This is a genomic window from Pseudomonas pisciculturae, from assembly GCF_015461805.1.
Classification (GTDB): Bacteria; Pseudomonadota; Gammaproteobacteria; order Pseudomonadales; family Pseudomonadaceae; genus Aquipseudomonas; species Aquipseudomonas pisciculturae.
Map to the genome: position 1 here is coordinate 85,296 of NZ_JACVZE010000014.1, position 20,272 is coordinate 105,567.

The following is a 20,272-nucleotide window of genomic DNA, read 5'->3' on the forward strand; positions in this document are numbered from 1 at the left end:
AGCATGAACGCCGAATCATTTTGAAATAGATGGCGGGCTCAAGTACTCGCCCTCTTTGTTTGCTGCCTTGTATGGAATGCCTGCATGTCGACCCTCACCGCGTCACCCGCTGCTGCAACCAGTACGCCCCAAACAAGCCCTTTGGTCATGCGCGTCCTCGGCGCCTGCGCCTTGGCGCATCTGATCAATGACCTGATCCAGGCCGTGCTGCCGTCGATCTACCCGATGCTCAAGGCTAACTACGGGCTGAGTTTTGCCCAGGTGGGCCTGATTACCCTGACGTTCCAACTGACCGCATCGCTGCTACAACCGTGGATCGGCTACCACACCGACCGCCATCCCAAGCCGTGGCTGCTGCCGGCGGGCATGGTGTGCACCTTGATCGGCATTCTGATGCTGGCGTTTGTCGGCAGCTTCCCGATGATTCTGTTGGCGGCCGGTTTGGTGGGCGTGGGCTCCTCGACCTTCCACCCGGAAACGTCCCGTGTGGCTCGCCTGGCCTCCGGCGGTCGCTTTGGCCTGGCGCAATCGACCTTCCAGGTTGGCGGCAACACTGGCAGCGCCTTCGGCCCGTTACTCGCGGCGGCGATCATCATTCCCTACGGCCAGGGCCATATTGCGTGGTTCGGCCTGTTTGCGGTGTTCGCGATCATGGTGCTCTACGGCCTGAGCCGCTGGTACCGCAACCACCTCAACCTGTTCAAGCTCAAGCAAGGCAGCAAGGCAACCCACGGTTTGTCCAAAGGCCGCGTGACCTTTGCCCTGGTGGTGCTGGCAGTATTGGTGTTTTCCAAGTACTTCTACATGACCAGCCTGACCAGCTATTTCACCTTTTACCTGATTGAAAAATTCCACCTGTCGGTGGCCAGCTCGCAGATGTACCTGTTCCTGTTCCTCGGCGCTGTGGCCGTCGGCACCTTCGCGGGTGGTCCGATTGGCGACAGGATCGGGCGCAAGAAAGTCATTTGGTTCTCCATCCTGGGGGCTGCGCCCTTCACCCTGGCCCTGCCCTACACAGACCTGTTCTGGACGGCGGTGTTGAGCGTGCTGATCGGGTTCATCCTCTCGTCGGCGTTCTCGGCCATTGTGGTATTTGCCCAGGAGCTGGTGCCGGGCAATGTGGGCATGATCGCCGGGATTTTCTTCGGCCTGATGTTCGGCTTTGGCGGGATTGGCGCGGCGTTGCTGGGTTTGCTCGCCGATAGCCACGGTATCGAGTACGTGTACCAGCTGTGTTCGTTCTTGCCGTTGGTGGGCATCCTGACGATATTGCTGCCGTCGACCAAGGGCGTCTGACTGCACTCCCCCGATGGGAACGGGCTTGCTCGTTCCCCGCTTTTAAAGCTCATTAGTTGCGCCTGTTCGGCGTGTGACACACCAATCCATGCTTAAATCCTTGTTTGGCAGCCTCGCGAGCGTCTTGCTCGCCGCCCCTCAAGGACTTACCCCGTCATGCGCCTGCCAGATTTCATCCTCCACAACCTCGAGCCGATCCTGCAGGCCTGGGAAGATTTCGCTCGCACGATCCAGACCCCCGGCGCCGACTTGGACCGCGAGGGGCTACGCGACCATGCGGAACAGATGCTGCGCGCCATTGTGCTTGACCTGCGCACGACCCAGACCGCGCAGGAACAAATTGACAAGGCTCAGGGGCTGGCACCGCAGCATAACGACGAGACGCCCGCCGAAACCCACGCGGTGACTCGCTTGATGGCCGGGTTTTCGATTGACCAGATGGTCTCGGAATACCGCGCACTGCGCGCCAGTGTGCTCAGCCAGTGGCTGGTTCAGATCAAACACGGCACGCCGCTGGAGGTGGACGACATGAATCGCTTCCACGAGGCCATCGATCAAGCCCTGGCTGAGTCGATCGCCAGTTACTCGCGCGCGGTCGAAGCCTCGCGCAATGTGTTCCTGGGCATCCTAGGGCACGATCTTCGCACGCCCCTGGGCGCGATTTTGCTGGGCGCCGACATGCTTAGGCGGTCTGACAACGTGGGCGAGCGCGGCACGCGGGTGGCCACGCAGATCTACACCAGCGTCCAGCGCGCCAGCAAAATCGTCGGCGACCTGCTCGACTTGACGCGCTGCCAGATGGGCCCGGGCATTCCAGTGAAACGCGTTGCCGTTGACCTGGCGCCGATCTGCGAGCGTATCGTCGAAGAAATCCAGGCCTTTCACCCTGAGGCAACCATCATCTTCGGAGCCAAGAGCCCGGCCCGTGGCCTCTTTGACAGCTCGCGCATGGAACAAGTGTTTTCCAACATCATCAGCAATGCCGTGCACCACGGCGCTGCCCAGTCCCCGATCCAGGTCGAACTGTCGGCAACCGCTGAGGCATTGGTGTTCACCGTGCACAATCACGGTGAGCCCATCGCGGCCGACGTGCTGCCTTTTATCTTCAACCCCATGGGGCGTTTTTCCCAGCGCTCGGTGATCGAGCATGGCCCAACCGCGGGCCTGGGCCTGGGCTTGTTTATTGCCTCGGAGATCGTGTCATCGCATCAAGGCTTGATCGAAGTCGAGTCTGCTGAGAAGACCGGCACAGTGTTCCGCGTGAGCGTGCCGTTGGTCACCGCATAAAGGCAAAGATAGCCGTTCGCCAGTAAGGCTCCGAAAACCCCTCGCGAACGCTTACAATCGCGGTTTTCAACGCATACCTGGCAGCACATGACGCTCGACCCTCCTACGATTCTGGCCCTCACCGTGGCCCTGGCCGCTGCTGCGGCCCTGTACCTGGCTATTGAATGGCGCAGCGTGCGCGAACCATCGCTGCTCTTTTGGAGCGCAGGCTTTGCCACGATCACCCTTGGCTCAACCCTGGCCCTGCTGCGCGTCAACGGTTTTATGATGATCGGCATCTGGTTTGCCAATGGCTTGCTGGTGACCGCCCACTTTCTGTTTTTGCTCGGCGTCGCCCGGTTTACCCAGGTGCGTGTGTCGTGGCTGTGGTCCCTGATGGTGGCGATCTGGTTTGGCATGCTGATGCTGCCGGTGGATCAGTCATGGTCCAAAGTGATGATGAGCGTGCAATCGCTGCTGGTGGCGCTGCCCACACTGCGGGCGAGCTTGCTGCTGCGGCCCCATGGCAAATCCTTGAGCATCGGCGCGGTGCAGTTGCGCTATGTGTTGCTGTTCCACGGTTCGTTCTATGTGGCCAAGGCGCTGTCGGTGATGATCCCCGGCACCTTGATCGACCTTGCGTCGTTCAAGGGCGAGATCATCCAGATTTCCCTGGTGGAGGGCGCGATGGCGATCATGCTGATCGCCCTGTCGATGACCGGCTCCGAACGCTACCGCCGCGAGCAACAAATCGCCCGCCTCGCCGCCCGCGACCCGCTCACCGCCCTCTACAACCGCCGCGCCCTGGACCTGCGCGCACCGCGCCTGCTGGCCCAAGTGTCACCGGCACAGCCGGGCGCACTGTTGCTGATCGATATCGACAACTTCAAGTTGGTTAACGACTTGTACGGCCACACCGCTGGCGACCGGCTGTTGATCGCCCTGAGCGAGATGATCCGCGCTGTGGTGCCCCGTGGCGCGCTGGCGGCACGCCTGGGGGGTGACGAGTTTGTGATCCTGCTCAACGGCGCCTCGACTGAACGGATCGTCGAACTGGGCAGCAGCCTGCGCGAGCAATTTTCTCAACTCGCCGCGCACACTTTTGCGACCCCGGCGCCGGTAACGTTGAGCATCGGCGCCAATCTGTTCGACCAGCCGCCAGCGAGCCTCACGGCCTTGATCGAGCAAGGCGACACCACGCTGTACGAAACCAAACGTGGTGGGCGCGACAGCATTCGGTTGGTGGACCGCACCGGGGCCAGCACCTACGGCTAAACGTCGTAATCGACCGCCACACTGCGCCCGGTCTTCACCGACTCCAACGCACAATCCGCCAGATGCAAGGCATACAGCCCATCGCGCACGCTGGTGGGCAGCGGCAGGCCGTTGTTCAGCGCATCAATGAATTGGGTGAGCTCATTGCGATAGGCATCGGCATAGCGCTCCAGGAAGAAGTGCTGCAACGGCTCCAGCGCTTCGGTGTGCGCGGCGCTCCAGTGTCGCAAGGTGCTGGGGCGATGGTTGTCGGTCAGCAATACACCAGTGGCACCGGACACTTCCACTCGCTGGTCATAGCCGTAGACCGCCTGGCGACAGCAGTTGATATGGCACTGTTTGCCGGACGCCGTGCGCAGCAACACCATCACGCTGTCGTAGTCGTCGATCTCGGCCAGGCTGGGGTCTACCAAGCGGCTGGCAATCGCGCTGACTTCCACCGGCTCTTCGCCGAGCAGGTGGCGGGCGGTGTCGAAGTCGTGGATGGTCATGTCGCGCAGAATGCCGCCGGAGTGCTTGAGGTAATCACGCGGTGCCAGGCCGGGGTCGCGGCTGGTGATGATGACCTGGCGCACGGCGCCAATCTGCCCGGCATCAAGCGCCTCGCGCAGGCGCAGCATGTCGGGGTCGAAGCGGCGGTTGAAACCGAGCATCACTTGGCCGCCTTGGCGCTCTACCGCTTGGGCGGCGCTGCGGGCCTTGGCGATGTCGAGGTCGATGGGCTTTTCACACAACACCGCCTTGCCGGCCGCCACGGCCGCCAACAGCAGGTCGATGTGGGTGTCGGTGGGTGTGCCGATCACCACGGCATCGATGTCGCTGCGCGTCAGCACGGCGGCGCAATCGTAGGCCGCCTCACACCCCAACTGGGTACTCAGCGCATCGACACCTTCGCGCCAAGGGTCGGCTACCAGCACCAGCGTGGCGTTGGGGTGAGCGGCGACGTTGGCGGCGTGGATCTTGGCGATGCGCCCGGCACCTAGAACGGCAATTCGTAGCATGGTGAAAACTCCTGGTGTTGTTATTGGGGGGGAGATTCAGTCCGGCAGGTTGAAGGGCGTCACGATCTGCACCTGCGACGGCGCAATCGGCCCGGTCTTCCACAGCCGGTGGTATTGCAGGATGTGCAGGAATACGTGGCGTGCATCGATTTGCAGGTTGTGATCGATGATCGCGGCGACTTTTTCTTCGCGCAGCAACTGGCGATTTTCTTCATCGAGGTCGTGACCGACAAACGCCTCCAAAGGGCGGTCGAGGGCGGCGAAGGCATCGACGATTGCACGGTTGCCGCCGCCAACGCTGTACACCGCCTTGAGCTCGGGATGTTGTTTCAGCGCCTGGGTGACGCGTTCGAAGGTGCGGTCGTACACCCCGTAGCCACCGCTGATATCCAGCACCCGCAAGTGCGGCGCTCGCCCACGCAGCCAGGCGCGAAAGCCCATCTCGCGTTCTTCTTCGCCACGGAACAGCTCGCTGCCGATCACCACTGCCACGTCCTGGGGTTGGGCGGGCAACCAGCGCGACATCAGGTAGGCGGCGGTCTGGCCGGCGGTGCGGTTGTCCATGCCGACGTAGCCGATGCGCTCGCTTTGCGGCAGGTCTGTCACCAGGGTCACCACCGGGATGCCCGCTGCAATCAATTGCTTGACGGCCTGGTTGACGGCCGGCTCGTCAGCCGCCTTGAGCACCACGCCCTGGCTGCCGGTATCAAGGCAGCGCAGCAACTGATCGTGCATGGCCTGGGGCTCGATTTCTTCGAACAAGTGAAAGCGTGGGGCGATGCGGAACGGCGCCAAGCTGGCCAACTGCGCAATGATCGCCGCTTGCACCGCCGCGCTGAAGCGTTTGGGCGTGTGCATGATCACGTCGACATGAAAGGTGCGCCCCACCGCCAGGCCGTTTTTCTCCTGGGACTCCAATTCATCCAGCGCCTGCTCGATGCGCCGCCGGGTCTGCGCATGCACGCTGCCACGCTGGTGCAGCACACGGTCAACCGTGGCTTTGCTCACCCCGGCCTGGGTGGCGAGTTGTTTGATCGAGAAGTTTTTTGCGCGTTCGAGCATGCCATTCGCCTGAGGTGTTTTTGAGGTTTTATTTGGGCGTTACTGAGGTTTTGCAATGCTAGTCTCAGTTTTGCCCGGCGTCGAGCCGGGCGATGAACAACAACAAGAATTCAGGAGAACTGCATGCCTCATTCCAATCTCGCCACCCCATTCAGCGGCCAATACTTTGTCGTCACCGGCAGCACCCAGGGCCTGGGCGCGGCTGTGGCCCATACCCTGGCGCAGCGTGGCGCGGCCGGGCTGATCATCTGCGGGCGTCGCCGCGCCCAGGGCGAAGAGCAGGTGCGGCAATTGGCGCAGTTGGACTGCCAGGCTTTTTTTGTCGAGGCCGACCTGGAAAAGGTCGAGGATTGCCGGGCGATCATCGACGCCGCGCGCACTCACTTTGGCACCTTGCACGGGCTGGTGAACTGCGCAGGAATGTCGGATCGCGGCACGATCCTCGACACCACGCCGGAGCTGTTCGAGCGCCTGTTTGCGGTAAACGTGCGGGCACCGTTCTTTCTCATGCAAGAGGCGTTGAAGCTGATGATCAGCAAAGGCGTGGAGGGCGCAGTGGTGAATATCCAGAGCGTCACCGGGCATGGCGGTCAGTCATTTCTGAGCGCTTATGCGGCGTCCAAGGGCGCGCTGGCGATCCTTACCAAGAACGTGGCATTCAGTGCGTTGCGCAACCGCATTCGTGTCAACGGCTTGAATATCGGCTGGATGGACACGCCCCACGAAGATGATATCCAGCGCCAGTACCACGGCGCCCAGGACGGCTGGCTGCAAACAGCCGAGGCCGCACAACCGTTCGGGCGCCTGCTCAAGCCTGAAGAAGTGGCACGCAGCGTGGCGTTTTTACTGTCCAGCGAGTCGGGGATGATGACCGGCTCGGTGATCGACCTGGAGCAAGGCGTGGTCGGCTGCACCGACGGCGGCAGCCCCCAACCGCACCAGGCGCTGAGCCTGCCGGGAGGTGTGTGATGTCGGCGTTCGTCACCAGCGCCGCCGTGCAACTGGCGGACTTCAGCAGGATTTGCACACAGCAGGCCAGTGCCGAGCAATACCCGTTATGTGCCCAGGTAATCAGCAATGTGGTGATCTACGACGCGCACAACCTTCGCAACAGTGACCGCCTGGAGGTGATGAACGAACTGCACCGCCTGTTTCGCGATGGGCCAGGCGTGATGGTGGTGCGCCGGGCTTATGAAGACCTTGAGGTGGTGGACCGCCACAGCCAGGTGTTCAACGAGATTTTTGCCAATGAGGCAGCGCAAGGCGTGGCCGCCGACCACTTTGCCAAGGCGGGCAGTAACGGGCGTATCTGGAATTCATTGCAAAAGGCCGCGCTGCAATCGCCTGAGTCGTTTGTCGAGTACTACGCCAACCCGCTGCTGGGGCTGATTGCCGAATCGTGGCTGGGGCCAAGCTACCAGATGACCGCCCAAGTGAATGTGGTGCACCCCGGTGGCCAGGCGCAGCAGCCGCACCGCGACTATCACTTGGGCTTCCAAACCGATGACGTGGTGGAGCGCTTCCCCCTGCCCTTGCATGTGCTGTCCCAGTACCTGACATTGCAGGGCGCGGTGGCCCACTCGGATATGCCGCTGGAAACCGGCCCCACCCAGTTGCTGCCGTTTTCCCAGCAATATGCCCTGGGTTACCTGGCCTGGCGGCGCCCCGAGTTTATCGAGTACTTCCAGCAACACGCGGTGCAACTGGCGCTGAACAAGGGCGACTTGCTGTTCTTCAACCCGGCGCTGTTCCACGCCGCCGGCACCAACCGCACGCCAGACCGCCAGCGCATGGCCAACCTGCTGCAAATCTCTTCGGCGTTCGGCAAACCCATGGAAGCCCTGGACCGCGACCGCATGATGCTGGCGGTGTACCCGGCCCTGTTGGCCAACACTGCGCTGGACGCACGCGCCGTGGACGCCGTAATCGGCTGTACGGCAGACGGCTACTCCTTCCCCACCAACCTCGACACCGACCCGCCCTTGAAGGGGCTGGCGCCGCAAACCGGCCAGCAACTGATGGCGCAGGCCCTCGACGAACGCTGGTCATTGCCAGACTTTGCCGCGGCTGTCGAGCAGATGCGGGCCAAACGCCACGCGTGAACCACCCTGCTTTAACAACAACAAAAATAACGGAGCAAAACCATGAAGAAGCAACTCCTTGCTGCACTCTTTACCCTTGCTGTGACGCCGTGGGCGCTGGCCGATATTCGTATCGGCGTGAGCATCGCCCAGGTCGACGATGTATTCCTCGCGCAGATGCGTGACTACATGTCTGCCCACGCCAAGGAACTGCCCGGCGTGACCCTGCAATTTGAAGATGCCCAGGGCGATGTGGTGCGCCAGCTTAACCAGGTGCAGAACTTCACCGCCCAGGGCATGGACGCGATCATCGTCAACGCCGTGGACACCGCCGCTACGGCGAAAATGACCGTCAATGCCCAGCAGGCAAAGATCCCGCTGGTGTACGTCAACCGTCGTCCTGAGTTCAAGGAGGTGCCGGCCGGCGTGGGGTATGTGGGCTCCGACGAGATCAAGGCCGGTGAAATCCAGATGCGCTACCTGGCCGAGCAAATGGGCGGCAAGGGCAACCTGGCGATCATGCTTGGGCTGCTCTCCAACAACGCCACCCATAACCGCACCCTGGGCGTGAAGAATGTGCTCAAGGACTACCCCAACATCAAGATCGTCGAGGAACAGAGTGCAGAGTGGCAACGCAGCAAGGCCATTGACCTGATGAACAACTGGATTGTGTCCGGTACCAAGATCGACGCGGTGGCGGCGAATGCGGATGAAATGGCCATCGGCGCCGCCATGGCGATCAGTCAGGCGGGGATGCAGCCGGGCAAGGACATCCTGGTGGCCGGCAGCGACGGTGGCGCGGCGGGGTTGGATGCGGTGAAAAAGGGGCTGTTGTTGGTGACGGCCTATCAGGACAACAAGGGGCAAGCGGTAGGCTCGGTGGACTTGGCGGTGAAGATGGTCAAGAAGGAACCGTATACCGCTGAACTGACCATTCCCTACCAGCAGATCACCAAGGCGAACTATCAGGCATTCCTCAATCCGTAACGTTGCTCTGTAGTGAGCGGGCTTGCCCCGCTCACTACAATCGGTACGCAAGCGTGGCGCCCAACCCCAGCAGGCATATCACACCCGCTCCATAGGCAATGGTGCGCCAGGGCTGCCACCCCATGAGATACGCCAGGGTATGCACCACCCGCGCCAGGGTAAAAACGCCGAATAACCAAACGGTCGTAGCGCTGTAACCCTGCAAGGCCACACACAACCCGCCCAGTACAAAAAACAGCGGGATATTTTCCAGGTCATTGGCCCACGCCTTCGCGGCCTTCACGACTTGCGGCAGCTCCTCTGAGCGCGCGGCCCGATGGAAGAACGCCGCATCTTCGCGATTGGTAAACGCCTTGGCGCGAATGCGGAAGAATCCCTGATAACAGGAGATCGCCAACATCTTCAGGCACAGCACCAACACGCACGCCGCATAAAAGGCCAACAGATCATTCATCCCGAAATCCCTTCACGACGATATAAAGCAGTGGCCCTGCCGAGACAAACACCGCCGTCAACAAGAAATACGGCAGCAGCGAAGCCAGCGACCGCCCTCGCCGCCGCGCATCCCGGTACATCCACACACAGGCCAGCGCCGCCATCAGGTACAGGTCGATCACCACTTGCGCCGTGTCCGGCCGTGACATCAATTGCTTTCCAAAGGCCAACAACGACTGCTCAGCGGTGAGCATCGTAAACAGGGTGTACAACGAAAATCCCAGCAGGCCGGCCAGGGCGAAATAGGGTCTGTGCATGGTGGCTTCCTTAGCGTGATGAAGCCTCAGGTTAGTGATAAGGTTCTGGCCCTCGCAATGACCTCGCAGGTTATGAAAACGCATGGACACCCCTTCTACTGCCGGCGAACAGCTGCGCCAACTGCGCCGAAACGCCAGGCTGAGCCAACTCGACCTGGCCTTGATCGCCGGTGTTTCCCAGCGTCACCTCAGTTACCTCGAAACCGGCCGCGCCAAGCCGAGCGCGGGCACGTTGCATAATCTGCTGAATGCGCTGGAGACCCCACTGGAGCAGCGCAACGGTGTGTTCCTGGCGGCCGGGTTTGCCCCGCGCTACACCGCGACCCCGCTCGCTGCACCAGCCATGACAGCGATTCGCGAGGCCGTCGACCATGTGCTGCACGCCAATAACCCTGCACCGGCGATTCTGCTCGACAGCCAGTGGGACGTGCTGGCGGCCAATGCCAGCACCGGGCTGTTGTTTGGGCTGCTGGGTATCCAGCCGGATGCGGCCAAGGGCGTGAATCTGCTGACGACCCTGTTGCAACCTGGCGGGCTGGGCGACCACTTGGTCAATGGCGAAGAGATCCGCACCCTGGCGTGGCAACGGGCAACCCGTGAAGCGCTGGGCAACCCTGCATTGGCCGCATTGCTGGCCGGATTGCCTGCATCGACCCGCACTGACCACCCTGAAACACTGCCTGCGTTGGTGATGACTCGCCTGCGCTCTAACCGGGGCGAGCTGAATTTTTTGTCCACCTTCACCACTTTTGGCATGCCTCAAGACATCACCCTCACCTCACTGCGCATCGAGCATCTGATTCCCGCAGACACCCACACGTGGCAAGTGATGCGCGGTGCCTACGCCGACTATGCGGCGCTGGTTTTGTGAAATATCTGTACGTAGACTGCCGCCATACCCCCACCTGAAGGCGGCGAAAAAAACGTGATGCAAGTTACCGAAGTCTCCATTGCCCAATTGCGCGCTGCGCTTGAGTGCGGCCAAACCACGGCCGTTGAATTGGTCCAGGCGTATCTGGCACGGATCGAGGCCTATGACGGCGCGTTGAATGCTGTTGTCGTGCGCAACCTTGAAGCCCTCAAAGAAGCCGAGGCCTCCGATGCACGCCGGGCCAAGGGCACAACCCTTGGGCCACTGGATGGCATTCCCTACACCGCCAAAGACAGCTACCTGGTCAAGGGCCTGACCGCGGCATCCGGCAGCCCGGCGTTTGCCAAGCTGGTCGCCCAGCGCGACGCCTTTACCATCGAGCGCCTGCGGGCCGGTGGCGCGATCTGCCTGGGCAAGACCAATATGCCGCCGATGGCTAATGGCGGGATGCAGCGCGGTGTCTATGGCCGGGCAGAAAGCCCGTACAACGCAGCGTACTTGACCGCACCGTTTGCCTCTGGCTCCTCCAACGGCGCCGGCACGGCCACTGCGGCGAGCTTCGCGGCGTTCGGGCTGGCGGAAGAAACCTGGTCGAGCGGGCGTGGCCCGGCGTCCAACAATGGCCTATGCGCCTACACCCCGTCCCGCGGGGTTATTTCGGTGCGCGGCAACTGGCCGCTCACGCCCACCATGGACGTGGTGGTGCCTTACGCACGCACCATGGCCGACCTGCTGGAAGTACTCGACGTGGTGGTGGCCGAAGACCCGGACACCCGTGGCGACCTGTGGCGCCTGCAACCCTGGGTGCCGATCCCCAGCGTCGCATCAGTGCGCCCAGCGTCCTACGCTGAATTGGCGGTGAGCAGCGAAGCCCTCGCGGGCAAGCGTTTTGGCGTACCGCGCATGTACATCAACGCCGACGCCGACGCCGGCACCAGCGAAAAACCCGGCATCGGTGGCCCCACCGGGCAAAAAATCAACACCCGCACCAGTGTGATCGACCTGTGGCAAGACGCACGCCGAGCCCTGGAAGCCGCTGGCGCCGAGGTGATCGAGGTGGACTTCCCGCTGGTCTCCAACTGCGAAGGCGACCGCCCCGGCGCACCGACGGTGTTTACCCGTGGGCTGGTGTCCAAGGAGTTCCTGCACGACGAATTGTGGGAATTGTCGGCGTGGGCCTTCGACGACTTCTTGCGCGCCAACAACGACCCAAGCCTCAACCGCCTGGCGGATGTGGATGGGCCGAAGATCTTCCCCCACGACCCTGGCACCCTGCCCAACCGTGAAGACGACCTGGCCGCGGGAATGGACGAATACGTGCGCATGGCCGAGCGCGGCATTACGCCGTGGAACGAGATCAGCACCGTACCCGACGGCCTGCGCGGCCTGGAGCGCACCCGCCGCCTGGACCTGGAAGACTGGATGGACGCACTGGGGCTCGACGCCGTGCTATTCCCCACCGTCGCCGACGTAGGCCCGGCGGATGCCGACGTAAACGAAGCCTCGGCGGACATCGCCTGGAGCAATGGCATTTGGGTGGCCAACGGCAACCTCGCCATCCGCCACCTGGGCGTACCAACGGTGACCGTGCCGATGGGCGTGATGGCCGATATCGGCATGCCCGTGGGGTTGACGTTTGCGGGGCGCGCCTATGATGATTCGGCGTTGCTGAAGTTTGCTGCGGCCTATGAAGCCACCGGCAGCAAACGCCAGATACCATCACGCACACCTGCGTTGCCAGCAGAATAAACACGGTAAAAATGTGGGAGCGGGCTTGCTCGCGAATGCGGTGAATCAGTCGACAAATATACTGACTGAACCACCGCATTCGCGAGCAAGCCCGCTCCCACACTTTTTGGCTGCATTTCAAACCAAGCATCGGCTAAATGCCGTCCCCCTTGTGGGAGCTGGCTTGTCTGCGATGGCTGTTTCAAGTCATGTGATAAAGGGCACGGCGATCAGCAGGATGGCCGAACCATGAGCTATCGTCGCGGGTAATACGCCATAGCGCATACGCACCAACGCGCAGGCCAAGCCTTCGATCAGGGTAAAGCCCAGAATCGGCCAGCCCAGTTGGGTAACACTTAACGCCAGGAAGCTGTGGCAGGCTGCAAACGCCACACCACTGATCAGCGCCGCGCGCAAAGGCGTGACGTGTTGCTCCAGATACCCCTGCAAAAAACCTCGAAACAGCACCTCCTCCAGCGCATTGGCACCGTAGGCCAACACCACCATGCCCGGCAGCCACACCCAGTAGCCGGGAATCGCCGCCGCTTCGATGCCTTGGTACAACCGCAATGGCACGCCAATCAGGCAGCCCACTGCCAGCCCCACCATCAGGCCCACAGCACGGTTGCCCTTGGCCCACTGGATCAATCGCGCCAGCTCCGGCGCCGCGCGAACGAGCCCTGCAATCAGTAGTAGTGACAAGCCTCCCAGTGCGGCCAGTACGAAGGTATTGGCCGTGAAAGCTATTTGCACCTCGCTGCCCAACGCCCACATTCCCAGCGGCGTCATCACATCGCGCATCAGCACAAACGCCGCGAGCAGCACGAAAATACGCAGGGCCAGCAGCGATTTTGGGGTAAGCGCGAACCACAGACCAAACAACAGCACGCCCGGCACCAGGTGGATGCCGTAGTCGATCAGCACCCCCAAGCCTTGGTTGATCATCGACGCGTCAATCGTGTGCGGCTCCATTGCGGCGCTGCCACTCATCCACCACATCGCCCAGAGTCTTGGGGACATCGTTGCGAATCCAGGCCATGAATGGCCGGTCGAACTTAAACCCCGGGCCACAGCACGCAAGCATGAAGCGACGTACATTCTGGGTGTTCTTATAGTTCGAGGTAACGGGTGTGGCGCGGGTGATGGGGTCGCTATGCCAGTCAAAGTCCATTTTGTCGCTCAGCTCTTTACTCATTCGCCAGCAGCATAGCGACGTGCCATTTGCACAGGAAGCGCGGCATTAAGTCGAACGAAGTGATGGGATGTCGTATCAGCTAAAAGAACCTATCAAGACTAATCTTTTCAGGATATTTCAAATTTAACTTTCCTTCACCACTGAACCTATTGCATTGTTGTACGACGACTACAGCTGTCGTGCATACCCCTACAACAATAAGGAAACACCCATGCCCAACGTTAAAGTGTTGATCGGTTTTCTGTGCCTGCTCAGCGGCTACGTCGCCGCCGCGCCAGCCCCCGCCGAAAAAGAGGTCGCCCAAGCGGTCGATCAGCTGACCCAAGCCATGCTGCACCTGGACCTCAAGCAACTGCATGCCTTGACGTCCGACAAACTCACCTACGGCCACTCCAGCGGCAAAGTGCAGAACAAGGCCCAGTTCATCGCCGACCTCGAAACCCATACCAGCGCCTTCAAGACTCTGGAAATGCAAAACCAGACCATCACCCTGAACGGCGACACGGCGCTGGTGCGCAACCACTTCCATGCCCTGGCCGTGAACAGCGGCGTCGAAGTGCCCACCGATATCGACAACTTCCAGGTCTGGCAACACCAGAAAGGCAAGTGGCTGCTGATCGGCCGTCAGGCTTACAAGTACTGAGGCAGGCTTACCACACCAAAACCTGGCGGACCTTGACCAAGGCCTCGCGCAGCGCGGGCATCTGCACCGACCCCAACGCCAGGCGCAAGGCGTGGGGCACATGGGCCGAGACGGCAAACGGCTCGGCGGTGGAGACCCAGACATGCTCGCGCTGCAACGTCATCGCGACCTGATCGGCGCGCACGTCCTCGGCCAGGGGCAGCCACAGGAAATAGGACGAGGGGTGACTGATGCAGGCCATCCCGCTCAACACCTGTGCCGCCAATGCTTGTCGGGCCTGGGCGTCCTGGCGTTTTTGCGCTTCCAGCCGGGCCACGGTGCCGTCCTTGATCCACGCCACCGCGATGGCACTCATCACCCCTGGCACGTTCCAGGTGGTGGCCATGATGGTGCGCTCCAACTGACCCATCCATGCCAAAGGCGCTGCGACAAACCCCACCCGCAAGCCAGTCGCGACACTTTTCGACAGCCCGCCGACATACACCGTGCGTTCCGGCGCCAGGCTGGCCACGGGCGGCGGTGCGTCTTGCACCAAAAACGCGTAGGCCGCGTCTTCGATAATCATCAGATTGTGCTGACGGGCAATGCCCACCAGCTGTTCACGCTGCGCCTGGCTCATCACCCAACCCAATGGGTTATGCAGGGTCGGCATGCAGTAGACCGCACGCACCGGGCGCTTGCGACACAGGTTTTGCAGGTAGTCCAGATCAGGTCCATCTGCCGTCACCGGGATCGCGACCACCTCCAGATGCAGCGTCTCGGCGAGCACCTTGAAGCCCGAGTACGTCAGCGCATCCACCGCAATCACATCCCCCGGCTTGAGCAACGCCATCATCGTCACCGCGAGCCCGTGCTGGGCGCCGCTGACCACCAATACCTGCTCAGCCGTCACCGTCAGCCCGCGGCTCAGCAAGTGACGCGCCATCACCGCGCGCTCATGCACACGGCCTGCATGGGGCTGGTAACGCAACAATGACTCCAGATCGCCGGACAGCGCCAGTTGCCGTAACGCGGTACGCAACAGCTCTGCCTGGCCCGGTAGCGAGGGGTAGTTAAAGTTGAGGTCGAGCATGCCCGTCGCCAGGGTCATCTGCCCACTGCCCTGCCCCGGCGGCAGCGAGATCTCGCGCACAAAGGTGCCGCGCCCGACCTCTGCGCTGACCAGGCCCATGACCTCCAGTTCACTGTACACCCGGCTGGCCGTGACCAGCGCCAGGCCATGCTCGGCGGCTAATTGGCGGTGAGTCGGCAGACGTGTGCCGGGGGGCATCTGGCCGCTGCGGATGGCTTGGGCAAAGGTATCGACCAACGACTTGTAACGGGCCCGGGGCATAGGCGATGTATCCATGACAATTTTTTGATTGTCTCAATCTTCAACTCTAGGATGAGCACAACGCAATCTTTCTTTTCGGACGCCTCTTCATGGAACGTACCTCGCGGCTCAACACCCTGGGCAGCAACACCCAAGGTTGGATCAACGGCTTTATCGGCGTGGTGATTTTCAGCGGCTCATTGCCCGCCACGCGCCTGGCTGTCATGGAATTCGACCCGGTGTTTCTCACCATGGCCCGCGCCGCCATTGCCGCCCTGCTGGGGGTGCTTGTGCTGAGGCTGTTCAAGGAAAAACGCCCTGCGCGCAACCAGTGGGCGCCCCTGGCAGTGGTGTCACTGGGCGTGGTGATTGGCTTTCCCCTGCTCACCGCGCTGGCACTGCAATACGTGACGTCGGCGCACTCCATCGTGTTTATCGGCCTGCTCCCTTTAGCCACGGCGGTATTCGGCGTACTGCGCGGCGGCGAGCGCCCGCGCCCAGTGTTCTGGCTGTTTTCGATACTGGGCAGTGTGCTGGTGATGGGCTATGCCTTCGCCCAAGGCTTGAGCGCGGCCCCCGCCGGGGACTTGCTGATGTTGCTGGCAGTGTTGGTGTGCGGCCTGGGTTATGCCGAAGGCGCCACTTTGTCCCGTAGCCTTGGCGGCTGGCAGGTGATTTGCTGGGCGTTGGTGATATCGCTGCCGGTGGTGGCGCCGTTGAGCCTGATCCTTGCGCCCGCAAGCTTTGGCGGCATCAGCTTGCCGGCCTGGCTGAGCCTGGGCTATGTGGCGCTGTTCAGTATGCTGATCGGGTTTGTGTTTTGGTATCGCGGCCTGGCCCAAGGTGGCATCGCCGCCGTTGGCCAACTGCAGCTGCTGCAACCGTTCTTTGGCCTGGCGCTGGCGGCGGGCCTGCTGCATGAGCAGGTCAGCCTGGGCATGGTGCTGGTGACGGTCGCGGTGATCGGCTGCGTGGCCGGCTCGAAGAAGTTTGCCGCTTAACGCTGGGGCGCGACCATCTTGAACTTGATGTTGATGTCGTTGGACACCACGCTGTTACCCGCCCATTCGCCTTCGCCGATCTTGAAGTCACCGCGTTTGAGAATGAACTCACCGTCAAAAATACCGATACCGTCCTGCTCTTTGAGCAGAACGTCCACGGACACAGGACGCGTTATGCCCTTGATGGTCAACTGGCCGTCGATCTTGTAACGATTGCCCCCCAGCGCCGCGACAGTGGTGGATTCATAGGTGCCCACCGGATAGGTCCCCGTGTCGAACCACGAAGCGCGCTGCAGCTCATCATTGGCGTCAGGGCTGCCAGCGTCGATGCTGGCCAGCTGAATCTTAAGCAGCGCATGCCCCGCTTCCGGGCGTTGCGTATCGAAGGCCAAGCTGCCTTCGAACTGACTGAAAGTGCCATACACGCGCTGACCCAACTGTTTATAGGTAAAGCTGATCTGGCTGGCCGTGGGGTTCACGTCCCGATATTCCTGCGCCTGCGCACTGGCGCAACACGCAAGCATCAATACCAATGCAGCGGTCCGAGACATTTGACGTTTCATGCAACGCTCCGCAAAAAGAGGTTGGGACCTAGCCACGATTTCCCATTGTGCCGCTGCCCTGTTAAACAGAGTAGTCGCCCAAGAACAACAAGGACTCTGCATGTACACCCCCTCTCTTCAGGACACCACCGCACCAGAAGGTATTTGCTACGGCTGCGGCGCCAGCAACCCTCACGGCCTGCACATCAAGAGCCGATGGGACACCGATGGCGTGCACCTGATCGCCGAGCACGCCCCCGAGGCCCAGTACACCGGCTGGCCCGACCTGGTCTACGGTGGCCTGATCGCTATGCTGGTGGACTGTCATTCCAACTGGACTGCCATGGCTTACCACTACCGCGCCGAACAACGTGAGCCCGGCAGCCTGCCGCGTATAGACTGCGTGACCGGCAACCTGGGCATAAAGTTTATCAAACCCACACCCATGGGCGTCACCCTGACCTTGCGCGCTCGTGTCGAAGGTGACGTAGGGCGCAAAAGCCGCGTGGTCTGCGAGGTGTACGCCGGGGACGTGCTCACGGCCGTCGGCGACTCGATCTTCGTGCGCGTCGACACCGGCCAATTGGCCGCCGCCGCACATGGCCGCCGGGGCTGATCCTGGTCTACATTGACTGCCACCGCTAATCGAGGATTGCACCGATGACTCGTCTCACCGCGAAAGACTTTGCCCCCGAACTGCTGGAACTCTACGACGGCTATGCCCACGGCAAGATCAACCGCCGCGAATTTCTCGACCGTGCCGCGCTGTTCACCTTTGGCGGCCTCACCGCCTCGGCCCTGCTGGCGGCCTTGAGCCCCAACTACGCGCTGGCCGAGCAGGTTAAATTCACCGACCCGGACATCATCGCCGACTACATCACTTATCCGTCGCCCAAGGGCAACGGCACGGTGCGCGGCTATCTGGTACGCCCGGCCAAGGCCGCAGGCAAACTGCCCGCCGTGGTGGTGGTGCACGAAAACCGTGGCCTCAACCCATATATCGAAGACGTCGCCCGACGCCTGGCAAAAGCCGGCTTTATCGCGCTGGCGCCCGATGGCCTGACCTCGGTGGGCGGCTACCCCGGCAACGATGAAAAAGGCGTGGCGCTGCAACAGACCGTCGACCCCACCAAACTGATGAACGACTTTTTTGCCGCCATCGAATGGCTGATGCACCACGACAGCAGCACCGGCAAGGTCGGCATCACCGGTTTCTGCTATGGCGGTGGCGTGACCAATGCGGCGGCCGTGGCCTACCCGGAACTGGGCGCGGCCGTGTCGTTCTATGGGCGCCAGCCCGAGGCCAAGGATGTGCCGCGCATCAAGGCGCCGATCATGTTGCATTTTGGCGAGTTGGACACGCGAATCAATGAGGGCTGGCCGCCGTATGAAAAAGCGTTGAAGGCGGCAGGAACGACCTACGAGGCGTTTATCTACAAGGGTGCCAACCACGGTTTCCACAATGACTCGACGCCGAGATACGACGAGGCGGCGGCGAATCTGGCGTGGGAACGCACCCTGGGATGGTTTCGCAAATATTTGGCCTAATGCCCGTCAGTCAAGGACAAACACGACTTGTGGCGAGGGAGCTTGCTCCCGCTGGGCGGCGAAGCGGCCCCTGCACTTTGTTTAAAGAGCCTGGGACTGTTGCGCAGTCCAACGGGAGCAAGCTCCCTCGCCACAGGTCGAATTAAGACGCGTCTTATTGCCTACACCGCCGACGGTGGCATTATTCAACGCTGAAACTGAGGAGCCCTTGAACGTGCCCAACGTAAGCTGCAGCAAGACCGGCGAAAACCTGGTTTGGCTGGACTTTGGACTAAAAATCACCAGCGTTCCTTCTGGCAAACTGAGCGCTGAGGAGCTGGACCTTTACCAGTTCTTCTTCGATAGCGACCTGGTGTGGAAAGTTGACCATTTAGATGCCTACGACCAATGTTGGCTATGCGTACAACATGACGAATCTCGCTATCAATTGCTCACACCACTAGAGGGAACATACCGCACGGTTCCCTGTGACCCGGCCTACCCGGTACACGTGGATCTTGGGCGCCAACACACAACTTCTACAGAGGCCGTTAATGACGGGTTTTAACGTACGAAGCATCCTGGCTTCAACATTTTTGATCAGTGCCAGCACTTGCATGGCCGCCACCGACTTGCACAAGGTGATGGACGACAGCGTCAAGCCACTGATGCAACAACAAGGCATCGCCGGCCTCTCGATAGCGGTGGTGAACCAGGGCAAGGTGGAATATTTCAACTATGGCGTCGCCAACAAAGACACCCGGCAGCCCGTCACCCAGAGCACGCTCTTCGAGATCGGCTCACTGAGCAAAACCTTTACCGCCACGCTTGGCGGTTACGCACAGGCGCGCGGCGCGCTGAAGCTGTCGGACACGGCCAGCGAGCATCTTGCCGGGCTCAAGGGCAGCGCTCTTGACCATATAAGCTTGCTGCAACTGGCCACTTACACACCGGGTGGCCTGCCGCTGCAATTCCCGCAGGCCGCCGACAGCGCCGAGACCATGCTCGACTACTTCCAGCACTGGAAACCCGCCTACCCGCCCGGCACACAGCGGCTGTACTCCAACCCGAGCATCGGCCTGTTCGGCTACCTCACCGCCCAAAGCCTTGGCCAGCCGTTCAACGTCGCCATGGAGCACACCCTGCTGCCCAAGTTGGGTTTGAAGAATACGTTCGTCAGCGTGCCTGCCGACCAGCTAAATCGCTACGCCCAAGGTTATGACAAGGACCAGAACCCCGTCCGCGTCAGCCCAGGTGCACTGGACAGTGAAGCCTACGGCATCAAGACCAGCACCGAGGACCTGGCGCGTTACGTGATGCTCAACATGCGCCCTCAAACCCTTGAGAAACCGCTGCAACAGGCCATCGCCACCACCCATGCCGGTTACTACAGCGTGAACGGCATGACCCAGGGCCTGGGCTGGGAGTCCTACCCCTACCCCATCACGCTGCAAGCCCTGACTGAGGGCAATTCCACGCCGATGGCGATGGAGCCGCACACAGTGAAATGGCTGAATCCGGCCCAGCAGCAAACGACCAACAGGCTGTACAACAAAACCGGTTCGACCGGTGGTTTTGGTGCGTATGTGGCGTATGTGCCGAGCAAGGATATTGGGGTGGTGATTCTGGCGAACAAAAACTACCCAAATGCCGAACGGGTGAAGCTGGCCCATGGGATTTTGAGCGCGCTGAAACCGTAAACTCCATCCTGGCCATGATCGATCAACGCACCT

General features: G+C 61.4%; 22 protein-coding genes. 14 read left to right on the forward strand and 8 right to left on the reverse strand.

Annotated features, from left to right (window positions below; all coding sequences use genetic code 11):
• Positions 1-84 precede the first annotated feature (84 nt).
• From ICY20_RS27525 to ICY20_RS27535, 3 genes are all read left to right on the forward strand, one after another.
• Positions 85-1,296: an MFS transporter gene (locus ICY20_RS27525; protein WP_159961065.1), complete on the forward strand. Its 1,212-nt coding sequence runs from the start codon at positions 85-87 to the stop codon at positions 1,294-1,296.
• 156 nt (positions 1,297-1,452) lie between these two features.
• Positions 1,453-2,583 carry a sensor histidine kinase gene (locus tag ICY20_RS27530; protein ID WP_159961063.1) on the forward strand — a complete coding sequence of 377 codons (1,131 nt, stop codon included), beginning with the start codon at positions 1,453-1,455 and terminating at the stop codon, positions 2,581-2,583.
• 87 nt (positions 2,584-2,670) lie between these two features.
• The gene (locus ICY20_RS27535; protein ID WP_159961061.1) at positions 2,671-3,837 is read left to right on the forward strand and encodes a GGDEF domain-containing protein; all 1,167 of its coding nucleotides are present in this window, start codon (positions 2,671-2,673) and stop codon (positions 3,835-3,837) included.
• On the opposite strand, the gene iolG is transcribed toward ICY20_RS27535, so the two are convergent.
• On the reverse strand, positions 3,834-4,838 hold the full coding sequence (iolG, locus tag ICY20_RS27540; RefSeq protein WP_194939164.1) for an inositol 2-dehydrogenase: 1,005 nt from the start codon (positions 4,836-4,838) through the stop codon (positions 3,834-3,836). The two genes, ICY20_RS27535 and iolG, sit on opposite strands and share 4 nt — an antisense overlap.
• Positions 4,839-4,874: 36 nt before the next feature.
• Positions 4,875-5,900, reverse strand: coding sequence for a LacI family DNA-binding transcriptional regulator (locus tag ICY20_RS27545; protein ID WP_194939165.1), 1,026 nt, complete (start codon positions 5,898-5,900; stop codon positions 4,875-4,877).
• Between the two features lie 123 nt (positions 5,901-6,023).
• Between ICY20_RS27545 and ICY20_RS27550 the strand changes: the two genes are divergently transcribed.
• From ICY20_RS27550 to ICY20_RS27560, 3 genes are read left to right on the forward strand one after another with little or no spacing between them, the layout of a single operon-like run.
• Positions 6,024-6,869 carry an SDR family oxidoreductase gene (locus ICY20_RS27550; protein ID WP_194939166.1) on the forward strand — a complete coding sequence of 282 codons (846 nt, stop codon included), beginning with the start codon at positions 6,024-6,026 and terminating at the stop codon, positions 6,867-6,869.
• A complete protein-coding gene (locus tag ICY20_RS27555) occupies positions 6,869-8,002 on the forward strand; it encodes a phytanoyl-CoA dioxygenase family protein (RefSeq protein WP_194939167.1) in 1,134 nt (377 codons plus the stop codon). The genes ICY20_RS27550 and ICY20_RS27555 overlap by 1 nt, the downstream gene beginning before the upstream one ends.
• A 42-nt stretch (positions 8,003-8,044) precedes the next feature.
• Positions 8,045-8,968, forward strand: a complete 924-nt coding sequence (locus ICY20_RS27560) for a sugar ABC transporter substrate-binding protein (RefSeq protein WP_194939168.1) — start codon at positions 8,045-8,047, stop codon at positions 8,966-8,968.
• Positions 8,969-9,002: 34 nt separating this feature from the next.
• Here ICY20_RS27560 and ICY20_RS27565 read toward each other — a convergent pair whose 3' ends face one another.
• Together ICY20_RS27565 and ICY20_RS27570 are read right to left on the reverse strand one after the other, a co-directional pair.
• A complete protein-coding gene (locus ICY20_RS27565) occupies positions 9,003-9,422 on the reverse strand; it encodes an MAPEG family protein (protein ID WP_194939169.1) in 420 nt (139 codons plus the stop codon).
• Complete coding sequence (locus ICY20_RS27570; RefSeq protein ID WP_194939170.1) at positions 9,415-9,720, reverse strand: DUF2834 domain-containing protein; 306 nt, start codon at positions 9,718-9,720, stop codon at positions 9,415-9,417. The genes ICY20_RS27565 and ICY20_RS27570 overlap by 8 nt, the downstream gene beginning before the upstream one ends.
• An 82-nt stretch (positions 9,721-9,802) precedes the next feature.
• Here ICY20_RS27570 and ICY20_RS27575 point away from each other — a divergent pair, with 82 nt between their 5' ends.
• Positions 9,803-10,591, forward strand: coding sequence for a helix-turn-helix domain-containing protein (locus ICY20_RS27575; RefSeq protein WP_194939171.1), 789 nt, complete (start codon positions 9,803-9,805; stop codon positions 10,589-10,591).
• A gap of 54 nt (positions 10,592-10,645) precedes the next feature.
• Complete coding sequence (locus tag ICY20_RS27580; protein WP_194939172.1) at positions 10,646-12,340, forward strand: amidase; 1,695 nt, start codon at positions 10,646-10,648, stop codon at positions 12,338-12,340.
• A gap of 186 nt (positions 12,341-12,526) precedes the next feature.
• On the opposite strand, the gene ICY20_RS27585 is transcribed toward ICY20_RS27580, so the two are convergent.
• Together ICY20_RS27585 and ICY20_RS28235 are read right to left on the reverse strand one after the other, a co-directional pair.
• Positions 12,527-13,264 carry a CPBP family intramembrane glutamic endopeptidase gene (locus tag ICY20_RS27585; RefSeq protein ID WP_159961162.1) on the reverse strand — a complete coding sequence of 246 codons (738 nt, stop codon included), beginning with the start codon at positions 13,262-13,264 and terminating at the stop codon, positions 12,527-12,529.
• 7 nt (positions 13,265-13,271) lie between these two features.
• Positions 13,272-13,490 carry a DUF6434 domain-containing protein gene (locus ICY20_RS28235; RefSeq protein WP_228758622.1) on the reverse strand — a complete coding sequence of 73 codons (219 nt, stop codon included), beginning with the start codon at positions 13,488-13,490 and terminating at the stop codon, positions 13,272-13,274.
• A gap of 235 nt (positions 13,491-13,725) precedes the next feature.
• Here ICY20_RS28235 and ICY20_RS27590 point away from each other — a divergent pair, with 235 nt between their 5' ends.
• On the forward strand, positions 13,726-14,157 hold the full coding sequence (locus ICY20_RS27590) for a nuclear transport factor 2 family protein (protein ID WP_194939173.1): 432 nt from the start codon (positions 13,726-13,728) through the stop codon (positions 14,155-14,157).
• Between the two features lie 7 nt (positions 14,158-14,164).
• Here the strand turns inward: ICY20_RS27590 and ICY20_RS27595 are convergent, their stop codons facing one another.
• Positions 14,165-15,490 carry an aminotransferase-like domain-containing protein gene (locus ICY20_RS27595; protein ID WP_194939174.1) on the reverse strand — a complete coding sequence of 442 codons (1,326 nt, stop codon included), beginning with the start codon at positions 15,488-15,490 and terminating at the stop codon, positions 14,165-14,167.
• Between the two features lie 89 nt (positions 15,491-15,579).
• Here ICY20_RS27595 and ICY20_RS27600 point away from each other — a divergent pair, with 89 nt between their 5' ends.
• A complete protein-coding gene (locus tag ICY20_RS27600; RefSeq protein ID WP_194939175.1) occupies positions 15,580-16,470 on the forward strand; it encodes a DMT family transporter in 891 nt (296 codons plus the stop codon).
• On the opposite strand, the gene ICY20_RS27605 is transcribed toward ICY20_RS27600, so the two are convergent.
• Complete coding sequence (locus ICY20_RS27605) at positions 16,467-17,033, reverse strand: YceI family protein (RefSeq protein WP_194939176.1); 567 nt, start codon at positions 17,031-17,033, stop codon at positions 16,467-16,469. The genes ICY20_RS27600 and ICY20_RS27605 overlap by 4 nt on opposite strands.
• Positions 17,034-17,133: 100 nt before the next feature.
• On the opposite strand from ICY20_RS27605, the gene ICY20_RS27610 reads away from it, so the two are divergent.
• The 4 genes from ICY20_RS27610 (at position 17,134) to ampC (ending at position 20,239) form a co-directional block, all read left to right on the forward strand.
• Positions 17,134-17,628, forward strand: a complete 495-nt coding sequence (locus ICY20_RS27610) for a PaaI family thioesterase (RefSeq protein WP_159961040.1) — start codon at positions 17,134-17,136, stop codon at positions 17,626-17,628.
• Positions 17,629-17,672: 44 nt separating this feature from the next.
• A complete protein-coding gene (gene yghX, locus ICY20_RS27615) occupies positions 17,673-18,560 on the forward strand; it encodes a YghX family hydrolase (RefSeq protein WP_194939177.1) in 888 nt (295 codons plus the stop codon).
• Between the two features lie 214 nt (positions 18,561-18,774).
• Complete coding sequence (locus ICY20_RS27620; RefSeq protein WP_194939178.1) at positions 18,775-19,107, forward strand: hypothetical protein; 333 nt, start codon at positions 18,775-18,777, stop codon at positions 19,105-19,107.
• Positions 19,094-20,239, forward strand: a complete 1,146-nt coding sequence (gene ampC, locus ICY20_RS27625) for a class C beta-lactamase (RefSeq protein WP_194939179.1) — start codon at positions 19,094-19,096, stop codon at positions 20,237-20,239. The genes ICY20_RS27620 and ampC overlap by 14 nt, the downstream gene beginning before the upstream one ends.
• Positions 20,240-20,272 lie beyond the last annotated feature (33 nt).

What these genes read in the sequence shown, in the direction of transcription:
- ICY20_RS27525 (WP_159961065.1), top strand. Translation starts at nt 85, where the DNA reads ATGTCGACCCTCACCGCGTCACCCGCTGCTGCAACCAGTACGCCCCAA.
- ICY20_RS27530 (WP_159961063.1), top strand. Translation starts at nt 1,453, where the DNA reads ATGCGCCTGCCAGATTTCATCCTCCACAACCTCGAGCCGATCCTGCAG.
- ICY20_RS27535 (WP_159961061.1), top strand. Translation starts at nt 2,671, where the DNA reads ATGACGCTCGACCCTCCTACGATTCTGGCCCTCACCGTGGCCCTGGCC.
- iolG (WP_194939164.1), bottom strand. Translation starts at nt 4,838, where the DNA reads ATGCTACGAATTGCCGTTCTAGGTGCCGGGCGCATCGCCAAGATCCAC.
- ICY20_RS27545 (WP_194939165.1), bottom strand. Translation starts at nt 5,900, where the DNA reads ATGCTCGAACGCGCAAAAAACTTCTCGATCAAACAACTCGCCACCCAG.
- ICY20_RS27550 (WP_194939166.1), top strand. Translation starts at nt 6,024, where the DNA reads ATGCCTCATTCCAATCTCGCCACCCCATTCAGCGGCCAATACTTTGTC.
- ICY20_RS27555 (WP_194939167.1), top strand. Translation starts at nt 6,869, where the DNA reads ATGTCGGCGTTCGTCACCAGCGCCGCCGTGCAACTGGCGGACTTCAGC.
- ICY20_RS27560 (WP_194939168.1), top strand. Translation starts at nt 8,045, where the DNA reads ATGAAGAAGCAACTCCTTGCTGCACTCTTTACCCTTGCTGTGACGCCG.
- ICY20_RS27565 (WP_194939169.1), bottom strand. Translation starts at nt 9,422, where the DNA reads ATGAATGATCTGTTGGCCTTTTATGCGGCGTGCGTGTTGGTGCTGTGC.
- ICY20_RS27570 (WP_194939170.1), bottom strand. Translation starts at nt 9,720, where the DNA reads ATGCACAGACCCTATTTCGCCCTGGCCGGCCTGCTGGGATTTTCGTTG.
- ICY20_RS27575 (WP_194939171.1), top strand. Translation starts at nt 9,803, where the DNA reads ATGGACACCCCTTCTACTGCCGGCGAACAGCTGCGCCAACTGCGCCGA.
- ICY20_RS27585 (WP_159961162.1), bottom strand. Translation starts at nt 13,264, where the DNA reads ATGATCAACCAAGGCTTGGGGGTGCTGATCGACTACGGCATCCACCTG.
- ICY20_RS28235 (WP_228758622.1), bottom strand. Translation starts at nt 13,490, where the DNA reads ATGGACTTTGACTGGCATAGCGACCCCATCACCCGCGCCACACCCGTT.
- ICY20_RS27590 (WP_194939173.1), top strand. Translation starts at nt 13,726, where the DNA reads ATGCCCAACGTTAAAGTGTTGATCGGTTTTCTGTGCCTGCTCAGCGGC.
- ICY20_RS27595 (WP_194939174.1), bottom strand. Translation starts at nt 15,490, where the DNA reads ATGCCCCGGGCCCGTTACAAGTCGTTGGTCGATACCTTTGCCCAAGCC.
- ICY20_RS27600 (WP_194939175.1), top strand. Translation starts at nt 15,580, where the DNA reads ATGGAACGTACCTCGCGGCTCAACACCCTGGGCAGCAACACCCAAGGT.
- ICY20_RS27605 (WP_194939176.1), bottom strand. Translation starts at nt 17,033, where the DNA reads ATGAAACGTCAAATGTCTCGGACCGCTGCATTGGTATTGATGCTTGCG.
- ICY20_RS27610 (WP_159961040.1), top strand. Translation starts at nt 17,134, where the DNA reads ATGTACACCCCCTCTCTTCAGGACACCACCGCACCAGAAGGTATTTGC.
- yghX (WP_194939177.1), top strand. Translation starts at nt 17,673, where the DNA reads ATGACTCGTCTCACCGCGAAAGACTTTGCCCCCGAACTGCTGGAACTC.
- ampC (WP_194939179.1), top strand. Translation starts at nt 19,094, where the DNA reads ATGACGGGTTTTAACGTACGAAGCATCCTGGCTTCAACATTTTTGATC.